The sequence below is a fragment of the Ruegeria sp. CG1 genome (genome assembly GCF_056537265.1).
The window spans coordinates 1-16,801 of record NZ_JBQFRF010000016.1 but is presented as its reverse complement, the minus strand read 5'-3'; the positions used below and the strand labels follow the sequence as shown (position 1 = coordinate 16,801).

The 16,801-nt window shown below is 52.6% G+C and carries 18 protein-coding genes; 11 read left to right on the top strand and 7 right to left on the bottom strand.

Features of this window, described 5'->3' with window-relative positions; translation table 11 throughout:
* Positions 1-200: 200 nt before the first annotated feature.
* From ACR0AU_RS21545 to ACR0AU_RS21515, 7 genes are all read left to right on the top strand, one after another.
* The gene (locus ACR0AU_RS21545; RefSeq protein WP_480722406.1) at positions 201-794 is read left to right on the top strand and encodes a hypothetical protein; all 594 of its coding nucleotides are present in this window, start codon (positions 201-203) and stop codon (positions 792-794) included.
* Positions 778-975, top strand: a complete 198-nt coding sequence (locus tag ACR0AU_RS21540) for a hypothetical protein (RefSeq protein ID WP_480722407.1) — start codon at positions 778-780, stop codon at positions 973-975. Before ACR0AU_RS21545 ends, ACR0AU_RS21540 begins: the two co-directional genes overlap by 17 nt.
* Positions 975-1,751, top strand: a complete 777-nt coding sequence (locus tag ACR0AU_RS21535; RefSeq protein WP_480796290.1) for a hypothetical protein — start codon at positions 975-977, stop codon at positions 1,749-1,751. The genes ACR0AU_RS21540 and ACR0AU_RS21535 overlap by 1 nt, the downstream gene beginning before the upstream one ends.
* The gene (locus tag ACR0AU_RS21530) at positions 1,744-1,896 is read left to right on the top strand and encodes a hypothetical protein (protein ID WP_480796289.1); all 153 of its coding nucleotides are present in this window, start codon (positions 1,744-1,746) and stop codon (positions 1,894-1,896) included. The genes ACR0AU_RS21535 and ACR0AU_RS21530 overlap by 8 nt, the downstream gene beginning before the upstream one ends.
* Positions 1,897-1,961: 65 nt before the next feature.
* A complete protein-coding gene (locus tag ACR0AU_RS21525) occupies positions 1,962-2,525 on the top strand; it encodes a hypothetical protein (protein ID WP_480796288.1) in 564 nt (187 codons plus the stop codon).
* Positions 2,526-2,667: 142 nt separating this feature from the next.
* On the top strand, positions 2,668-3,498 hold the full coding sequence (locus tag ACR0AU_RS21520; protein WP_480796287.1) for a class I SAM-dependent methyltransferase: 831 nt from the start codon (positions 2,668-2,670) through the stop codon (positions 3,496-3,498).
* Between the two features lie 193 nt (positions 3,499-3,691).
* Positions 3,692-5,407 (top strand): adenylate/guanylate cyclase domain-containing protein, encoded by a 1,716-nt coding sequence (locus ACR0AU_RS21515; RefSeq protein WP_480796286.1) that lies wholly within the window; start codon positions 3,692-3,694, stop codon positions 5,405-5,407.
* A gap of 243 nt (positions 5,408-5,650) precedes the next feature.
* Here ACR0AU_RS21515 and ACR0AU_RS21510 read toward each other — a convergent pair whose 3' ends face one another.
* Together ACR0AU_RS21510 and ACR0AU_RS21505 are read right to left on the bottom strand one after the other, a co-directional pair.
* The gene (locus tag ACR0AU_RS21510) at positions 5,651-5,845 is read right to left on the bottom strand and encodes a DUF1059 domain-containing protein (protein WP_170415288.1); all 195 of its coding nucleotides are present in this window, start codon (positions 5,843-5,845) and stop codon (positions 5,651-5,653) included.
* A gap of 31 nt (positions 5,846-5,876) precedes the next feature.
* Positions 5,877-6,287: a GFA family protein gene (locus tag ACR0AU_RS21505; protein WP_480796285.1), complete on the bottom strand. Its 411-nt coding sequence runs from the start codon at positions 6,285-6,287 to the stop codon at positions 5,877-5,879.
* Positions 6,288-6,446: 159 nt separating this feature from the next.
* Between ACR0AU_RS21505 and ACR0AU_RS21500 the strand changes: the two genes are divergently transcribed.
* The gene (locus ACR0AU_RS21500) at positions 6,447-7,343 is read left to right on the top strand and encodes a LysR family transcriptional regulator (protein ID WP_480796284.1); all 897 of its coding nucleotides are present in this window, start codon (positions 6,447-6,449) and stop codon (positions 7,341-7,343) included.
* Between the two features lie 56 nt (positions 7,344-7,399).
* On the opposite strand, the gene ACR0AU_RS21495 is transcribed toward ACR0AU_RS21500, so the two are convergent.
* From ACR0AU_RS21495 to ACR0AU_RS21485, 3 genes are all read right to left on the bottom strand, one after another.
* Positions 7,400-7,795, bottom strand: a complete 396-nt coding sequence (locus tag ACR0AU_RS21495) for a rhodanese-like domain-containing protein (protein ID WP_480796283.1) — start codon at positions 7,793-7,795, stop codon at positions 7,400-7,402.
* 187 nt (positions 7,796-7,982) lie between these two features.
* The gene (locus ACR0AU_RS21490; RefSeq protein WP_480796282.1) at positions 7,983-9,629 is read right to left on the bottom strand and encodes a hypothetical protein; all 1,647 of its coding nucleotides are present in this window, start codon (positions 9,627-9,629) and stop codon (positions 7,983-7,985) included.
* 383 nt (positions 9,630-10,012) lie between these two features.
* Entirely contained in the window at positions 10,013-11,293 is a 1,281-nt protein-coding gene (locus ACR0AU_RS21485) for a tetratricopeptide repeat protein (protein ID WP_480718938.1), read from the bottom strand.
* A gap of 266 nt (positions 11,294-11,559) precedes the next feature.
* On the opposite strand from ACR0AU_RS21485, the gene ACR0AU_RS21480 reads away from it, so the two are divergent.
* The 3 genes from ACR0AU_RS21480 (at position 11,560) to ACR0AU_RS21470 (ending at position 13,909) form a co-directional block, all read left to right on the top strand.
* On the top strand, positions 11,560-12,480 hold the full coding sequence (locus ACR0AU_RS21480) for a sulfurtransferase (protein WP_480796281.1): 921 nt from the start codon (positions 11,560-11,562) through the stop codon (positions 12,478-12,480).
* Positions 12,481-12,544: 64 nt separating this feature from the next.
* Positions 12,545-13,336 (top strand): class I SAM-dependent methyltransferase, encoded by a 792-nt coding sequence (locus ACR0AU_RS21475; protein WP_480796280.1) that lies wholly within the window; start codon positions 12,545-12,547, stop codon positions 13,334-13,336.
* Positions 13,337-13,423: 87 nt separating this feature from the next.
* On the top strand, positions 13,424-13,909 hold the full coding sequence (locus ACR0AU_RS21470) for a MaoC family dehydratase (RefSeq protein WP_480796279.1): 486 nt from the start codon (positions 13,424-13,426) through the stop codon (positions 13,907-13,909).
* A gap of 164 nt (positions 13,910-14,073) precedes the next feature.
* Here ACR0AU_RS21470 and ACR0AU_RS21465 read toward each other — a convergent pair whose 3' ends face one another.
* Both ACR0AU_RS21465 and ACR0AU_RS21460 read right to left on the bottom strand, forming a co-directional pair.
* Positions 14,074-15,036, bottom strand: a complete 963-nt coding sequence (locus ACR0AU_RS21465; protein ID WP_480796278.1) for a LysR family transcriptional regulator — start codon at positions 15,034-15,036, stop codon at positions 14,074-14,076.
* A gap of 572 nt (positions 15,037-15,608) precedes the next feature.
* Positions 15,609-16,358, bottom strand: coding sequence for a methyltransferase domain-containing protein (locus ACR0AU_RS21460; protein ID WP_480796277.1), 750 nt, complete (start codon positions 16,356-16,358; stop codon positions 15,609-15,611).
* Positions 16,359-16,801 lie beyond the last annotated feature (443 nt).

Sequence of the window (16,801 nt, the reverse complement as noted above, 5' to 3'; positions counted from 1 at the left end):
GCTGGTACACGACCCTGTGTTGTTGGTGCGCGCATGATGTCGCGAGCAAGCGCCACCCTGAAAGGAAGAGGTTCTTTGGCGTTCGGAAAAACCCCGTTCGGGACAGGTTGACCTGCTCAGTTTGTGGCTACTATGGCCAAATCGACCGATCTGATGATCGCGGACGTTGTCCTGCGTGCGTGGCGAAAGGCTGGTGAACGATGCTTAAAATCGTTGTCTACGTGAATGAGAACGAAGTCGCCCGGGCCCATGCCGGGAATGTCAGCGACGATCTTGACGGACTCTGCGACTACGAAGTGCGCGTGAACGAACGACAGTCCGAGCAGCTCGGTATCGAAGAGAAAGCAGTACGCTTCGAGATCTCGCAGCATGATCGCACGCAGACCGTGTGGGCACTGGTTGAGAAGATCGCCTCAATGTGGCTGGAGAAGACAAGTGCTCGAGAACCCCGCGCTGACACTGACAAGGTGACGAAGGCGTTCCTGACGCTGAAGAAGGCCGAGTTTCTCGCCGGGCGAGCACCGCTGTCTGTTCCGATCACCGGCGCAGAGGAGTTTGATGCTCTCATTGCGGACGTCGAGATTGACTCACTGACCAGGGCGCTTTTGGCACTGCAAGCAGCGGAGATCGCATTGGGCCATGCAAAACTGTCTGATCCGGTCAGTGCAGACGAAATCAGAGCGCGCAAGGTGAATGAGAGTGACAACGAATTGCTGTCGCAGATCCGGGCGAGCATTCGCGAGTTGGATGATCGCATCACTGACGAAGAGAACGATAATGACGAGGACAATTGAGCCGGTTTTCTCGAATACTGAAGATCCAAGGTTCCTGATGCTGTCGCTCGCTGTCCACGACAGTGAAAGCAGTGTTGTGATCCCAATCTCGCCTGCCGATTTCGAAGGTATCGAAGATCTCACTTTTGAAGAGATCATGCGCGCTGTTGATGAAAAATCTGGCGCGCTGAGGGATGTGTGATGAAACAGGTCGTCGACTGGAATGACATCCATACAAGCGTGCTGAAAGCCCTTGGAGAGCATCGTGTGGGCTGGGCTGACCAGCTCGCACTGGCACTTGAGGATGTAAAACGTAGCGTTGAGCAACGTCCTGATATTTTTGGGAGAAAACTACCGGTTGTCGTGCAGATTAAGCAAAAGTTGGGTGGATTGCGCGTTTACACACGAGAATGCAATCGAAATATCTTCGACGAGCTGGAGACACGTGTCGAGGAGATCGAGAAGACATGCGAATCCTGTGGAAACACCGCGCATGTGCAGAGCATTCGAGGCTATCTGACGACGCTTTGCTGCTGGTGCTACAACATCTACCTCGAAGACAGATTTGAAGGAGCTGAAGCGAAATGGCCGACAGATCTTAAGCTCAACGTCGCTGATCGCTTTCCAGACCTGGTGAGCGCTGAAACGACATCGTTATTGCCGAACATTGGTCCTGGCAGGCTGGTCTTGCTTGGCCAGTTCCTCGCAGAGGCGCAGCATCTGGTTCGAGCGAACTGTGAGACTCCGATTCAAGTGCAGATCTCTGATGTGACGACAGGCGCAGACGGTTCAATCCAGATCAGCTTCAGTCGGTACGATCAATGCCTGGACCCCCTGCTCAAACGTGTCCGGCTGGACAGTAAGCGCACATGTGCAAGGTGTGGCCATGTCGGCGATATCGTCCGGAAGAAAGACAGGCCAACCGCTCTGTGTGCACACTGTCAGGACCAAGGTGATTGGAACCCCTTCGATGAGTGATGAGTTTTCAGATGAAGCGATCTCTGGTCGCCCATTGCACGATATTCCTTTGGATAACTTGATTGCAGAGATCCGAGCGCGCTTGAAAGAGGATTCAGATGCATGGCCGGCACTTCTGGCGACTGCGCAAGAACACATCGCGTAGATTGAGCCAGCTGATGGTGTAGCGGAGTGGACCGACCGATGAATTATAGAGAACAAGTGGCCAGAATGAGTGAAAATGATAAAATCACTGAAGGATCTGGCAGCGTCTATAAGGATATTGGCCTGCCGGAACCGGTTGTCAGTATGCTGTTCTGCGACCTGAGGATCGTAGCCGTAAGAGGACAGTACTACCCAATTGAAATCGCGGTCTTGAGAGTGATAGATGACGAGCCATACACCTGGTCATCTCGCATCTACCCTGCCCTGAACTGGTCACATCAGGTTTTGCACGCATCTCCAATCAACCTTTCGACGGCTCCACCTGCCGTGGATGTTGCAAGCCAGGTTTCGGGCATCATCGACCAATGCCCGGCGGGTTGGATCTATTCAGATTCTTCTTCAACGTCAGGACTACTGGAGCGCTTGCTGGCAGAAGCAGAGGTTGAATACGTTCAAAAAGTCGATGTGCTGCGTGCGGACCAGATCATGCAGGATGATGCATCTCGTCGAACGATGAAACAGCTGCTGAATTCACACAAGCGAACCACTGACGATCCGCTTGATGAGGTGGAGCGGTTGTGGACATGCTACCAAGCAGCGAAGGCCTCACAGGAAGGAGATGAGCGATAATTTTGGCGAAAAATGCCTGACGTAGATAATCAGCCCTAGGCAGACATTCGCAACTGGACTTTGCAAATCCGAATAAGCGGACGGAGCTGACATTCAAGATCACCGAGTCTACCATAGCGGCATAAGTTAGGGAGGCTTCAACATGACTGATCCCAATGAAGTCGCGCACCATTACCACTCCGGTCACTTGCTAAAGCGAATTTCTGATGGTTGCGCAGCACTGGACTTGACCCCACCGATTTCTCGCGACGCTTTGGCGCCGGTTGACGAGTTTCACATTGGCGGACGCCTTGCAACCGAACCTTTTGTGCAGGCTTTAGACCTTTCGCCCCAAAGTCGGGTTGTCGATTTTGGGTGTGGCCTCGGTGGTCCCGCCCGCTACGTCGCAGCGGCCACTGGGGCTCATGTGACCGGCATCGATTTAACTGCCGAGTTTGTGGAAACAGGACGCGCCCTTACAGAATGGACGGGCATGTCGGATCGGGTTCAACTCATCGAAGGCAGCGTGCTTGATCTGCCGTTGGAATCTGACTCGATGGACGCTGCTTACATGATCCACGTCGGCATGAACATTGCGGACAAAGTTGGCATCGCGCGGGAGGCAATGCGTGTGCTTAAACCAGGGGGTATTTTTGCGATTTACGATGTGATGCAAGTCGGCGAGGGCAATATGGATTATCCAGCGCCTTGGGCTTCGACTTCGGATCAGAGTGCGCTTGCACCACCAGAGACATATGAGGCGGCTTTGAAGTCCGTTGGTTTCGAATTGACCGATAGGATCGACCGCACCGTGTTTGCCAAACAATTCTTTGAAGATTTAGCGGCTGCGCAAAGCCGTGCGGATGGTCCTCCACATCTTGGCCTGCATCTGATCATGGGCGATGACACAGCGCTAAAGGTCCTAAACATGGTGCGAAACATAGAAGGCGGATTGATTGCCCCGATTGAGATCCACGCCCGTCTGCCCATCTAACTTTGCGTCCACACTGGGCTCTAATAGATCATTCTCTGCGGTGTACGGATCGGCCGATGGCAGCCCGAAGCAGACATTCACAGTCACGCTTTTCAGTTTACAGTTTCGCACCAAGCCATTGACTGGGAAATTCGCGACGTTCAGGAGGTCATGTTGTCTTTTCCAAGCAACGTAATTTGCGCTACCAATAGACATGAATGGAGACCGCAGACTTTCCGCAGTACTCTCGGCCGATGTAGTAAACTACTCAGGCCAGATTAAGGCAGATGAAAATAGGACTCTCAGCGAACTTCGTGTTCTACGTCGAGAGCTATTTAATCCCTTGGTTAGCGATCATCGCGGTAATGTCGTTAAGAGGATGGGTGATGGATGGATCGTCGAGTTTAACTCGGTATCTGATGCAGTACGATGCGCCCTTGATCTTCAAAGCCAGGTGTCAACTCAGTCCTCACTGAAACTACGAGTGGGCGTGCATCTTGGAGATGTTGTATTCGACGAAGATGACATTTTTGGCGATGGCATCAATCTATCCGCACGTCTACAAGAGGCTTCCGACGAAGGGGCTGTGTTAATTTCAGATGTCGTCCATCGCAGCCTTGACGAGCGCCTCGCTGAGCAATTTTATCGCGCTGGAGAGCGACAGTTTAAGAACGCGCCGTCACCAATAGAAGTTTTCCAATGGTCGCCGCCAGGTTCTGCCCCACCGCGAGTAACTCCGGCTAGCCATACAAAGTCTCTGCTAATCGGCGTCTTACCTTTCGATAATCTCTCTTCTGACCCCGATCAGGAGTTTTTTGCAGATGGAATTACCGAAGAGATCATCACCACTTTATCAAAACTCCCGAATTTACTGGTCGTCGCGCGTAACTCTACATTCGTCTACAAAGGTCGCTCCGTTGACGTGAAACAGGTCGGTCTGGAGCAGGGTGTCGATCTTGTTCTTGAGGGAAGTGTCCGTCAAAGCGGTAACCGGGTGAGGATCACAGCACAGCTAATCGATGCAAAGTCCGGCATGCATATTTGGGCAGACCGCTATGATCGCCTCATTGAAGATGTATTCGAAGTTCAGGATGAAATCGCACTTAGGATTGCAACCGAGCTTCAAGTCGAACTGTTGGCGGGAGAAATGGCTCGTTTCAGAGGATCCGGCACAAATAACCTAGGCGCGTGGACTGCTCAACTAAAGGCCGTTGAGGCTTCGCGCAGAATTACCAGGGAAGCTCAGGCCGACGCTCGCCGATTTGCACAACAGGCAATTGCACTCGACCCGGGTTACTCGGCTCCGTATTGTACTTTGGGATTCATTTGCACTGTCGAAGCACGACATGGATTTGTTGCTGACCGGCGTGCCGCGCTAGCGGAGGCTCGTGACTGCGCTCAGCGAGCTCTGGAAATAGACAGCTACAACCCAGAGGCTCACGCTATTGCGGGTTTTGCGGATGCAATCGATGGCAAGCTGGTTTCGGCTATCGAGAAGTTCAACGAGGCACTAGCGCTGAATCCAAACCACGCTGACGTGGCTGCCAGACTGTCAATCACCCTAGCTTTCAATGGCCAGGCAAATGAAGCGATCCAAGTCGCACAACAAGCCATTACCCTGAACCCTCACTATCCAGGTTGGTATGCAGGCGTTCTGGGTTTAGCCCTTCGACTCGACGGTCAATACGAGGAAGCCAAGAAAGCATTCACCGAATATGGTCAAAGGGTTGAAGGCTTTGGTCACCTCGACCTCGTAATCGTCCATGTAGAGACGGAGAACCTTGAGGCCGCTCGCGATGAAGCACGGAATGTGATGAAATACCGCCCTCAGTTTTCCATATCGGACTGGGCGAAAACTCAACTTTTCTCTGACAGAGAAAGGCTGGAGAAAGACTGTGCGTCTTTGCGACTAGCCGGCTTGCCTGAATAAGAGCAGGGTTTCGCAGTAGCAGGTTGGTTTGTGATGGAAACCGATCTCACACGTTTCCGATTTGGGTTCGCGATGGCCTTGCGCTTCTAGGTGCCTTGGCGGTGGGCCGCAGTCCAAACCGGATAATCACAAATGGGCCTAGCAATTTCCCGGTTGCGGAGGAAAGCTGCCCTTCGCGGTTAAACAAACCAAGCCAAAATTTTGGCCGATTATCCGCAGGAACTTGAAGCTTAATTTATTTGATCACGCGGGCTTTATCAGTGTTTCCAGATATTCTCGAGTGTCGGCGTCCCACGAGCTGGGGTCCTCTCCATGGGCGACCACCGCGTGCAGTTCCATGAGCTTCCAGACTTCGTCCTTGGTCGCAGCAACTACTTTGCCCGGGCAGGCCTCCATGCCCTCGCAATCCTTGCAGGCATATGAATAAACAGTGTTCATCGCTTTCTCCTCCGTTCGCTCGAAAAGTTGCTTAGAACTCAGGAAACGTCGGCAGCCCGTCGTCGAGTTTTATCCATGGCTGCTGATGTGACACGAAGATGTGGGCCTTGGGTTGCGCAATCGATGGGTCGTCCAACGTTACAGAAGAAAACCAAGCGTCAGCGCTCCAGTCTTGGCCCTCAACTTCATTTAGGGCGGCATAGGTCAACGTCGTTCCACAGTCCCGACAAAACCCGCGGCGAATACCCGGAGTTTTCTCAATGTGTTGGATTTCGCCTTTGATAACGGCGAAGTCTTCGGCGGCCACTTTAGCCCAAGTTGCAAAGGCGCCACCAAGGACCATTTGGCATGAACGACAATGGCAATGTCCCGACCAGACAGGTGGTGTCGCGATCTGGTATCGAACAGCACCACAGTAACATCCACCTTGAAGTTTTTCCATCGTATCAAGATCTCCTGGCATGCGGCTAGGTTGACATCAGCACTAAAGTATCCGCTCCAATATTTTATAATAGAAGCGCAGATTTCACTGTGAATAATGTCAAGAATGCCGATATCATGCGACTCAAATAGTCTAATCAAACATTAGAAAATCTACAGCATGGACTGGCTGCACCTTCCCCCAATGAACGCTTTGCGCGCCTTCTCAGCGGTTGCGGAAGCTGGGAGTTACACCGTGGCTGCTGAACGCTTGAACGTGACCCAAGCGGCTGTCAGCCAGCAGGTGAAATCGTTGGAAAGGCACTTGGGTGTAGCTCTTGTTGCTAAACGTGGGCGCAGCATTGAATTGACAGAGCCAGGCATCATTCTTGCGCGTGAACTGGGTATCGGCTTTGAAATCATTGGAAGGGGTGTCGAACGACTCGCAGAACACACAGCGCGGCGTCCCGTTCAAGTGACAATGTCACCAGCATTCGCGGTGGAGTGGCTGTTGCCGAGAATGGCAGAGTTTCAACGCGAACATCCAGAGATCACTTTGATGCTGAACCCAACTTCGGAACTGGTTCAGATAAGACCAGGCGGCATCGATGTCGCCATTCGGTATCACGACAGACGCATGCCGAGAAAAGAAGAGGACACTGTCCTTGTCACCGACATGGTCGTGATCGGAGCACCTTCACTGGTGGAAGGCCAAGATCTGCGTGACCCGGCCTCTCTGACAAAACTGCCTTGGTTGCAGGAACTGGGCACCAACGAAGCGGCCGACTGGTTCACCTATCATGGGGTCGTACCTCTCGAGCCATTGACGATAAATCACATGCCGGGGAACCTGATCATGACTGCGGTTCGCCGGGGTGACGGTATCACGTATTCTGCCAGAGCCTTTTTTGAGGACGATCTGTCATCTGGCCGGATGATTGAACTGTTCTCTGAGCCTCTCTTCGGCGTATACTACATCCAAACGCAGGCAGAATTTCAGCGCCCCGAGGCTAAGGTTTTCGTCAACTGGCTTAAATCTCAGTCGCAAGTCGTATCGAGACACAACTCTGGAAGCTGAGACGTATCTATTACCCCTCTGCTCTGTTTGCTCAAGACCGTTGGTTTCGCCGTTTCTTAAGGCTGCTCTGTGGAGGAGCCAGCTGCGATCAGAGCCGCCATCCCTCCATCGATAAACTGCACGTTTTGAAAACCCATCGCAGTCAATACATTTGCCGCTGCCGCGCCTCGATAGCTCGGAGCTCCGCCACAAGTGGTGAAAATTCGCCTTCCAGGATCCTGGAACTCTTGAGATCTGTATTCACTTTCAAGGTCTGCCATCCAAGCGACGGCGCGACCAGGAGCCGGAATTGCTCTGGGGCTGATACCTGTGGCCGCCATTTCAGCGCTATCCCTCACGTCCACCACAAGTGCGTTGGGGTCTTCGATCAGTACTGCCAGCGCGTCAGTTGCTGAAATCGGATTTGCTTTGGATATTTCCTGAGCTTCCATTTGTGCGAATGTTAAGACCATGTTGCCCCCCGAACTGCAAATCCTACGCGATGCTACCATGCGGCTGATTTACCGCAAAACGGCATCCAAGCGATGATTGCCGGTCTTGTGGTCGCCCAGACGGTTGCCATCAACGAATTTAAACAAGTCCCGATCAACGGCAGAAGCGGGCCTCGCAAATGCCCCAGCCATTGCTGTTGATCCGAGATTACTCGGCGGCCAACGCCTTCTGCCTGCAATAACACGACGCCTTTATCGGCACCTCGGCGCGGGCAGCGGCCTTGTCCAGTTGTAGCTTAATGTGGGCGGCTTCGACCGTTTCACCGCGCCGGGTGAGACATTCGTGCAAACCATGCAGGCTCCAGACGTTCCCCGGATGCTGACAGGCCCGGCTAAGCGTTGCATCCAGGCCAAGGTCTGCACGGTAAACCGCTTCGGCTTCCTCCGTCTGACCCTGCTCAAGAAGAAGAGCACCCAGCGCATGACGGGTGGGTTGCATCCAGCCCCAGGGCTCGTCGTATGGCAAGTAGTCGTCGATCTCGACCGACTTTCGCAGGTGTTCAAAGGCCGTCTCATACTCTCCTGTGTGATAGGCCAACTCACCCAGCATCATTTGCTCAGCGACCTTCAGAATGTCCCGGCATGTGTTGTTGAACAGCATTCGGGTCTCAGGAACTCTGGCCAGAGCATCATAGAACTTGGCTTTTTCACTCTCGGCTTCGGCGACCCTGTGTAGGTTGGCTAAGGCAACCGTCCTTGCATACCGCATCATGGCGATAGTGACGCTGTAGAGCTCCGCATCTTCAGGTAAATCCTGATCAAGGATAGCCTGCCAGCGTCCAAACCTGATCAATACATGTTGTTTCATAGGAATGAACGCCTCGAACCAATCAGCCATTGGCCGAAGTGTCTCTGAAGGTAAAGTTTCGACAAGCTCATCAGCAGCTTCCAGTGCCGCCGTTGGCTGCCCCAAAAACATCGCTCCGTAGATTTTGAAGTGGTAGTTATGACACCTGTAAACGGAATAGAAATTGTCAGGGCCTTCGCGTTCCAGGAACTTTCGATCTGACAAGATGGCTTTGTGATTACGCAACACAACGTTCATGTAATCTCCACACAAGACGTCAATATGGGTGGGCATGTGAAGCAAGTGCCCGGCTTCAGGCACCAACGTGCTGAGCACATCACCATGGCGAAGGGCTCGCTCAGGATTTGGCGACATTTCCATCAGGTGAATGTACATGTGCAGGAGCCCTGCGTGTTCCCATGCTCCGGGGAGTGTATCAAATGCAGTTTCGAGGACTGCTATGGCTTCAAGTGTGTCGGCTCCATCCGCTGGTTTCCCAGTCGGCAAGTCCCAAAGCTGCCAAGGGGTCCGATTCATGAGTGCCTCGGCCAGGAGGGCGCAAACGTCGAGATCCGGTTTGAATTCAGCATGCACCCTTCGCATCGCATCAGCGAATGCATCATTCCATGGGCTAAAATCCTCAATATCCGATGAGGTTGGATAACGAGCCGGAATGGCTTCGATGAGCGCGCGTTCAACAGGCGTCAGCCGGTCCTTTAACGACGCAGCAGCCTCGATTGACGCTTTTGCCAAGGCGATACAGTCAGGCTTCTCGTCGTCTTCGAATGTTTCCCAGGGCTTGTTGTAGTTCGGCCCAATGCAATACGCGATGCCCCAGTGCGCCATTGCGCAATTTGGATCCGCAGCCACGGCATTCTGAAAGCATACAATCGCTTCTTCGTGGTTGTACGCGTAAGTCCAAGCCAAACCACGATCAAACCAAAGCTGGGCTTCGTCCGACGAGGTTGTGATCTTTCGGCTGTAGCTACCGAGATCATAGTATTCCATCACAATAACCCCCTAATTAAAGGTAGGAGGTTACCACAATGGGCTGCTTCTCGATACTGGCGACATCAAAGCCGACCCAAGGCATAGACCCGACTTATATGAGCCCCATTTGATCGAAGCACTCTTCTTGGCGACTGATCAACTTATCGGCTACGTGCGTGACGCACCGTCCAATCCATCCACAGTAGCCCACCGACAAGACCACAAACACCGCTCGCACACCTAAGATGGTCTTTTGAGAAAGCTGATGTCGGCAGTCAGGTTGGTCTTTTCCGCCAACCAACACTTTTGGGGCCTGGTAAGGTCGTGCGACAGCTTCTGTTCTAACTGGCGTTGAAAACGTGTAATTTGGGCTCATTGCGGGCGTCAAAAATACGGGCACCCTACCCTTCTAGCGTGGCAACTGCATGGTCGTGAGAGGTATGCGGTCGATGCATGTTGAGGATACGTCGAGCTTCATTCGATTGTCCCGATATTGCCAGCGCATGCGCCAATGAAAACTCAATAATGTCGCGTTGCGCCCGGCTACCACCAAGGCGTTCGTGCTCAGACATGACACTTACGAATTTCTCAATCGCTTCGTCCGCATTTCCATCCGCCAACGCACGGAATGCGCCTGCTACCGAAGCAACGGTGGGGCCTGCGGGTCCCTTTGCGCCGTCAATGGTTGCTTCCAGATGCTCTCTTTGTCCCGCCATCGCATGCGCAAGAGCAGCGTGAACATCCGCAAAAGCCAAGCCAGGCGAAGGAAAGAACTGAACAGCATAGTCGCTGAGTTGTTGCCAACGCTCCTGAGGAATTTGCTCGCCAGCCAAAAAGGCGCGGTGAACAATTGCTACACTATCAGTCAAAACGTTAAGTGGCGGCGCAGGAGGTCGGTCGGGGGAAACATAATCATCGAACAGCTTCCACATACCTGCCACATCGCCGCTCTCAAGCGCCCACAGAGCGACGTGCCAGCTGAGATGGCAGTGCAGATACGCTGTGAAGGGATAGTCTTGCCAGAACTCGCGAAGATAAGCGTAGCCAGCGTCCGTCTCCCCGTTCTCATAGTAGAGATGGGCCCTGACATGTGCACTGTGTGCGCTGTCTGGCTTCAACTCAAGTGCGCGCTCAATGTTTTCCGCGGCCGGGCCGATCTGTCCGGCCTCCATCTGGGCAAATGCATGCTGGCAGAGAAACCACCAGTCGTCGCCATAGTGCGGCTTCAACATGGTTGTGTAAGCAAGCTGCTCCGCCTCGCGACCAGCCCGACCTGAAAACCCTATTAAGCCAAATACGCTGGTACATGTCTGAGCAAGCAAAATATCTCGCGGATGGTCTGCGACGTGATCTCGGATGCGCCTGTAGGCCTGCGGTGCACGCCCCTCAATGAGATCGCTGATAATGTCGATCTGGGCGGCTTCGCGCGGGCTGACGCCATGCGACAGTTCCTTTGCGACGGCTATTTCACGCTTTGCATCTTGTCCACGCCCGACAGTAACAAGGTAGCGCGCAAGCCCAACATGCGGCATAGCAAAACCATCATCTGCCCGCATTGCAGAACGGTAAGCTTCTTCAACATCATCAAAAGCACCCAGAAAACGGTCGATGCCTTCAACATAGGCGTCTCGCGCAGTTTGTGATATGGTCGTTAGCGGGCTTCCGTACCGATCTTCAAGCATCCAAACCTTCCACTATCTGTACCAAACCTGTCCGTCAGTGAGCTATATGAGCATGCCTACCCATTAACGAGTCAAAGGAAATTGACGTCACGAGGCGCCATGATTTCAGCATCCGTTTCTTTCAGAAGCCTCATGAAATCATCAAAATGCCGTTTGAACCATATTTGCTTTATTAAATCCAGATTTTCAAAAATTGGACTCCGAAAGCAATTTTGGGGATTATTCCATACGGCTCGACCCGCGTCCGGTTAGAGGAGAACGTAGGTATGACAACCCAAACTCGCCCGCTCATTGATACGGCTTGGTTGGCAGATAACCTGACTAACCCGAAACTACGCGTCATTGATGTTCGCTGGAAGTTTAGGGAGGAAAACGGCAAGGGCGTAGCCTATGACGATAGGAGCGAGTTCCAGGCCGAGCACATTCCTGGCGCAGTGTATGTTGGCATGTCGACGGAGCTTGCAGACAGCACTCAAAACACTCCCGACATGATGCTCGGGCCAGAGGATTTTGGGAAAAAGATGCGCGAGTTGGGTGTTTCTAACGACAATCATGTCGTGGTCTACGATGACTCTGGGCTTCCGTTGGCGTCTGCGCGTCTTTGGTGGGCACTTTCGCACTATGGCCAAAAAAACGTGCAGGTCTTGGACGGCGGCTTACAGCAATGGAAACTCGAAGGTCGGCCCACTGAAACTGGCGATCCAACCGTTGAGCATGGTGATTTTGAACCAACAGTGCGGAGCAATTGGATTGCCCGAAAAGCTGATGTCTTGGATGCGATGGGTAAGCCCGGAGTCAGAATTGTGGACTTTCTACCAAACGACCTCTTCCGAGGCGACGGAGTTCACACATGGGGAGGTCGCTCGGTACATATTCCCAGTGCCGTCAACATACCGGCGATATCGAACATCGATCCGGACTTGGCACACACACCCATATCCGAACGTGCAGCTAAACTAAAGGAACGTGGTTCATTCAAGTTGGCGGATCATTCCAAGCTCCTCAAGCACTATCAGGACAAGGGAATTCAAACTGACGATGAGGTCATCGCTTATTGCGGCCGTGGCATAGCTGCTTCTTGTGGGCTCCTTGCGTTGCGCCAAATGGGGTTCGAAAAGTCCCGCCTGTATGATGGTTCATGGGCTGAGTGGAGCGCCGATGAGAGCCTTCCAGTTGAAACCTCGTGAGACTACGATTTTGGGTCACTTTGGGTGGTCCAATTATTAACGCGTTGCTAGGAGGATATTTTTGATGACGGACAAATTCCGGCTGACCAAAGAAGCTGCGCAGAAGTACAACAACCATAGTGTGCCTGCGATGTTCGGTCCATTGGCTGAAGCAACAATGCAGAAGGTTCAGCTTCGAAACGGCACTTGTGTTATCGACATTGCATGCGGCACCGGGGCTTTGACGCGAGAGATTGCAAGGAAACTGACGGGCGAAGGCCGGGTTGTTGGCGTAGATCTGAACGAAACCATGATTGAGGTCGCGCAGTCCAATCAGCCGGATTGTCGTCATGTGCTCGAGTGGTATGCAGCAGATGTAACCGAGTTACCTTTCGAAGATGCTACGTTTGACTATGCCTTCATACAACAGGGGCTTCAGTTCTTCCCCGACAAGTCCGCCGCGTTGCAGGAAGTTCATAGGATCTTGCGCAATGACGGTCAGCTATTTTTGACATGTTGGCGCGCTGTGTCGCCCTTCAATGGAGCGCTTGCAAAAGCTCTCGAACGACATGTTGGAACAGATGCCGCAGTCAAGGCCGGAGCGCCTTTTTCGTTTCGAGATGGGGACCTAATATCGGAATTTTTGGTCGATGCAGGCTTCAAGATAGCTCGTCACGAGCCATTGGTACTTGAGCGAAGATTTATTGATCTTCGTGCGCAAATCATGGCGCTGCCAATCGAAACTGATCTTAGGGATGCAGGTGCTGACGTCACCAACAAGGTCGTGGAAGAGGTTGCAGACGCTTTGTCTAGATATGACAAAGAAGGCGTATTGCACGTACCGCAAGAAGCGCACCTTTTTGTCGCCGCGGCATAGGTCAACGACCACTGGCTCAGTTCTCCAATACGATCTTTACCATGGTCGAATGACAACGCGGCATTAGCTGCCAAGCGTGGCTCCGCGTTGACGGTTGAGTGTACATCAAACTATACTTTTGCCATGGCCAGCGGAAAATACATCGACGATTTGTCGGTTGGCGAAACCTTTGAAACCGGAGGCGTTACGCTGACCGAGGGAGCGATTATTGACTTCGCACTGGTTCATGACCCGCAGCCCTTCCACGTTAACAAAGTGGCTGCCGCAGAGTCGATTTTCGGCGGTCTCATAGCCAGTGGATTTCAAACAATAGCGCTTACTTTCAGGTTGTTCCGCGACACTGGTGTACTTACCGGCACCAATCTGGGTGGACATGGTATGGACGAGGTACGGTGGCTTGCTCCGGTGTATTCCGGTGACACGATCAGCGTGCGCGTCACGGTTGAGGCAATTGCACCATCACGTTCGAAGCCAGACCGGGGAACGGTCAAATTCCGATACCAGACATTTAACCAGAACAATGTTGAAGTTCTTAACCTGGTGATGCACCACGTGATGGCATGTCGGAGTTAAGACGGTTTGCAGCGAATTGGGCGCGGCGATCAATTCGACCTCCCTTTGTCATCTTCAAGAGTATCCTTGGGCTCGCCACATAAGGCTTCTATTCGCAATTGCGGTCGTGGCGTACATGCAAACTAGCTTGTTCGCGTGTTCTCAATCCTTTTTTGCCCAAATAACTACTTGTAGATTGCCGCATAGCGAGGTGCGAAGAACTTAACGAAGGCTCTAACCTCTTGCCGACGATAGGCTTCCGGCGAAATGAGCATTAGGTGCGGCACCGCAAGTTCGGGGATTTCGTCGAAACATCGGATAAAAGACATGTCTGTTTCCACCAGCTTGACATTGCTGATCCCAAGGCCTTGCCCTGACCTGATCGCCGCATGCATTAGCTCCAGTTCAGTGAAAGACATGACAATCTGGTCCGGCTCCACGTGATTGGTCAACCATTCGTGGAATACATTTGGCACATCGTCCCGCTGAAAGGTAACAAATTGATGCCCGGCCAGATCATTCGTTGACCCCGGTAAGCCAAATTTGTCCGCGTAGTTTCTGCTGCCGAACAAAGACCAGCGGGCCGTGCTGATCTTACGACAGATCAGGTCAGGATCGGGATCGATTCTTGCAAGGCGCAAAGCAATGTCGGCCTCGCCCGCCATCAGGTCCAGCGCCCGAACGCTGGACAAAAACTCGAATGCGACATCCTGATTGACGGCGGAAAACTCGTTTACGATTTCGATCATGCGTGCGGAGAAATTTGCCGAATAAGCGGTGATACGGATGGGTTGTGTCGACGTCAATTCTTTCGCGCAATCGACAAATTCAAGGACTGAAGTCTCTATTGCTTCGGCGAGGGGAACGAGGCGAAGGGCTTCTGGGGTCGGTTTGAACCCGTGCGTACCGCGCTCAAAAAGCGTCAAGCCTGTTTCTCTTTCGAGAACATCAATGCGTCGGGCAACCGTTGGTTGGGAGACCTTTAGCTTTCTGGAGGCCGCAAGCGTCGACCCTTCTCTGAAGACAGAGAGGAACACACGAATATCCGACCAATTTCGGAACCCGCTCTTCATTTTTGTAGAACAGCACAATTTTGTGCCGGATACCAGAAAAACGAGTGAACAGTTACCGTTGTTGCGACAGCGCAAGTAACTCGGAAAGGACCACGAGATGGCTTCTCATACAATGTCACCCAGCATCTGGACCGTATTTGGTGGACTGTTCGGTAGGACCAAGAGAGGCTTCCCTGAAAACCAGAAATCGCGGCTTACGGACAATGATCTTCACTCGGAACGCGACTATATAAATGAGGTGATCTGGAATAATCCGGACGCGTTTTCGAGTGAGTTGGACGTTCAGAACATGATGAGTCTGTATCCAGAAAGGTTCTGAAAACACTTGGTGACAATCGGCCGAACAGGGCGATTAGATCACGCCAAATACAGCTGCAAGCTGGAAGTGACAGCCACGCACCTGTGTTGTCGCCATTGAGTAAGTACCAATACGAGACCTTCTGTCATTACGCCTATCGCTGCGGTCGTTCGAACGTCTGATCAATGCCTGCACGTCTGGCACTTCCTTGGGACTTCACCGACGACAATTAAGTATGGACAAAAGATTTGCAGCACCTGTTGGGGCGCCTGTGACACCAATGGGGGTCTCTTGAACCGCGACTTTCATGAAGCCCGCGAAAGAACCTAGGCCGATTTACTTAGCTCAATCACCCCTTTTTGCGCACCACGACGACAAATTGGGTCATCGAAAAGAAGAAGCGTCCAGTCCTTGCAAGGCTGAGCTGCTCATCAAACCACGATTGCGCAACTGCGGGATCAACATGGTCATTTGCGACAGCGTATTGCTTCATGAGGTGCATCATCATGATTGCGAGGCCATCAGGCTTTAACTGGTGATCTGTCATTGTGAACGACAAGACATTTTCCACATGGTCGCCGCGAGCCTTTATCAGTGCAGGCAGTCTTTCCGGGAAGGAACCACTCACAAAGTGATGGTTCCAGGAAGTCAGCATCTCTTGCATTCTGCCGGGCTCGTCGCTGAACCAAATCAAGCTGCCAAAGTGTAGATCGCTGATGACAAGGCGCCCGCCGGGTTTGACGCACCGCAGCGTGTCAGCCAGTGCACCGTCTACATCGTCGATGTACTCAAAGACCTGTACCGAGACGGCCTTGTCGGCACTCTCATCCTCAATGGGCAAGCTATTTGCGGCACCAGCACGAAACTCCACGTTTGCGTAGTCGCTGCATCGTTCTTTAGCGGCCGCTGTCATGTCGGCGCTTGGGTCAATCCCGATGACATAGCCATCCGAGCCAACTGCGCGGGCCAGCTCCGCTGTTAACATCCCGTTGCCACAACCGATGTCCAAAATAGTTTCACCGGGAGCCGGGCACAGCGCATCAAATGAAGCCTGTCTTCGCCGCGTCAATTCAGCTCCTTGATAGGCGATTTCAAGCAATCTCGTTGTCTCCGCGTCAAACTTAAGCAACTCTCCCCCCTTACAAAGCCGACAAGTTCCCAAAACCTTATCAGAAAATGGGCTATCAACGAAAAGCAGGACGGATAGTTGAGGCTTGAACATGGATCCACCGACAATAAATGAACACGCCGATTTGATCCGACGAGTGATTTAACCCTGAGAGCGAAGGATGCATCTGCCGTTTTATCGGACCAGCTTTTTTGTCGTCGTTCGAAAGTTTGAACAACATCAATTCAAGGGATGTCGAGGCCGTTCTCTCGTCCGAAATCGGTATAGAAGCTGTCACTGCGGCATCTTGTCTAAAGTGGCTTCGTCCGCTTCTCTTGGGTCGGTGCCAGCCCGCTTCAGGTCGCGCACAAAGCGCTGAACCGGGGAATAAGACCCGGTGTAGCCCTCCGTTACGAGTTGCTCATAGAGCTTCT

Excerpts from the sequence above, each read along its gene's own strand:
- ACR0AU_RS21545 (WP_480722406.1), top strand. The coding sequence starts at position 201 with ATGCTTAAAATCGTTGTCTACGTGAATGAGAACGAAGTCGCCCGGGCC.
- ACR0AU_RS21540 (WP_480722407.1), top strand. The coding sequence starts at position 778 with ATGACGAGGACAATTGAGCCGGTTTTCTCGAATACTGAAGATCCAAGG.
- ACR0AU_RS21535 (WP_480796290.1), top strand. The coding sequence starts at position 975 with ATGAAACAGGTCGTCGACTGGAATGACATCCATACAAGCGTGCTGAAA.
- ACR0AU_RS21530 (WP_480796289.1), top strand. The coding sequence starts at position 1,744 with ATGAGTGATGAGTTTTCAGATGAAGCGATCTCTGGTCGCCCATTGCAC.
- ACR0AU_RS21525 (WP_480796288.1), top strand. The coding sequence starts at position 1,962 with ATGAGTGAAAATGATAAAATCACTGAAGGATCTGGCAGCGTCTATAAG.
- ACR0AU_RS21520 (WP_480796287.1), top strand. The coding sequence starts at position 2,668 with ATGACTGATCCCAATGAAGTCGCGCACCATTACCACTCCGGTCACTTG.
- ACR0AU_RS21515 (WP_480796286.1), top strand. The coding sequence starts at position 3,692 with ATGAATGGAGACCGCAGACTTTCCGCAGTACTCTCGGCCGATGTAGTA.
- ACR0AU_RS21510 (WP_170415288.1), bottom strand. The coding sequence starts at position 5,845 with ATGAACACTGTTTATTCATATGCCTGCAAGGATTGCGAGGGCATGGAG.
- ACR0AU_RS21505 (WP_480796285.1), bottom strand. The coding sequence starts at position 6,287 with ATGGAAAAACTTCAAGGTGGATGTTACTGTGGTGCTGTTCGATACCAG.
- ACR0AU_RS21500 (WP_480796284.1), top strand. The coding sequence starts at position 6,447 with ATGGACTGGCTGCACCTTCCCCCAATGAACGCTTTGCGCGCCTTCTCA.
- ACR0AU_RS21495 (WP_480796283.1), bottom strand. The coding sequence starts at position 7,795 with ATGGTCTTAACATTCGCACAAATGGAAGCTCAGGAAATATCCAAAGCA.
- ACR0AU_RS21490 (WP_480796282.1), bottom strand. The coding sequence starts at position 9,629 with ATGGAATACTATGATCTCGGTAGCTACAGCCGAAAGATCACAACCTCG.
- ACR0AU_RS21485 (WP_480718938.1), bottom strand. The coding sequence starts at position 11,293 with ATGCTTGAAGATCGGTACGGAAGCCCGCTAACGACCATATCACAAACT.
- ACR0AU_RS21480 (WP_480796281.1), top strand. The coding sequence starts at position 11,560 with ATGACAACCCAAACTCGCCCGCTCATTGATACGGCTTGGTTGGCAGAT.
- ACR0AU_RS21475 (WP_480796280.1), top strand. The coding sequence starts at position 12,545 with ATGACGGACAAATTCCGGCTGACCAAAGAAGCTGCGCAGAAGTACAAC.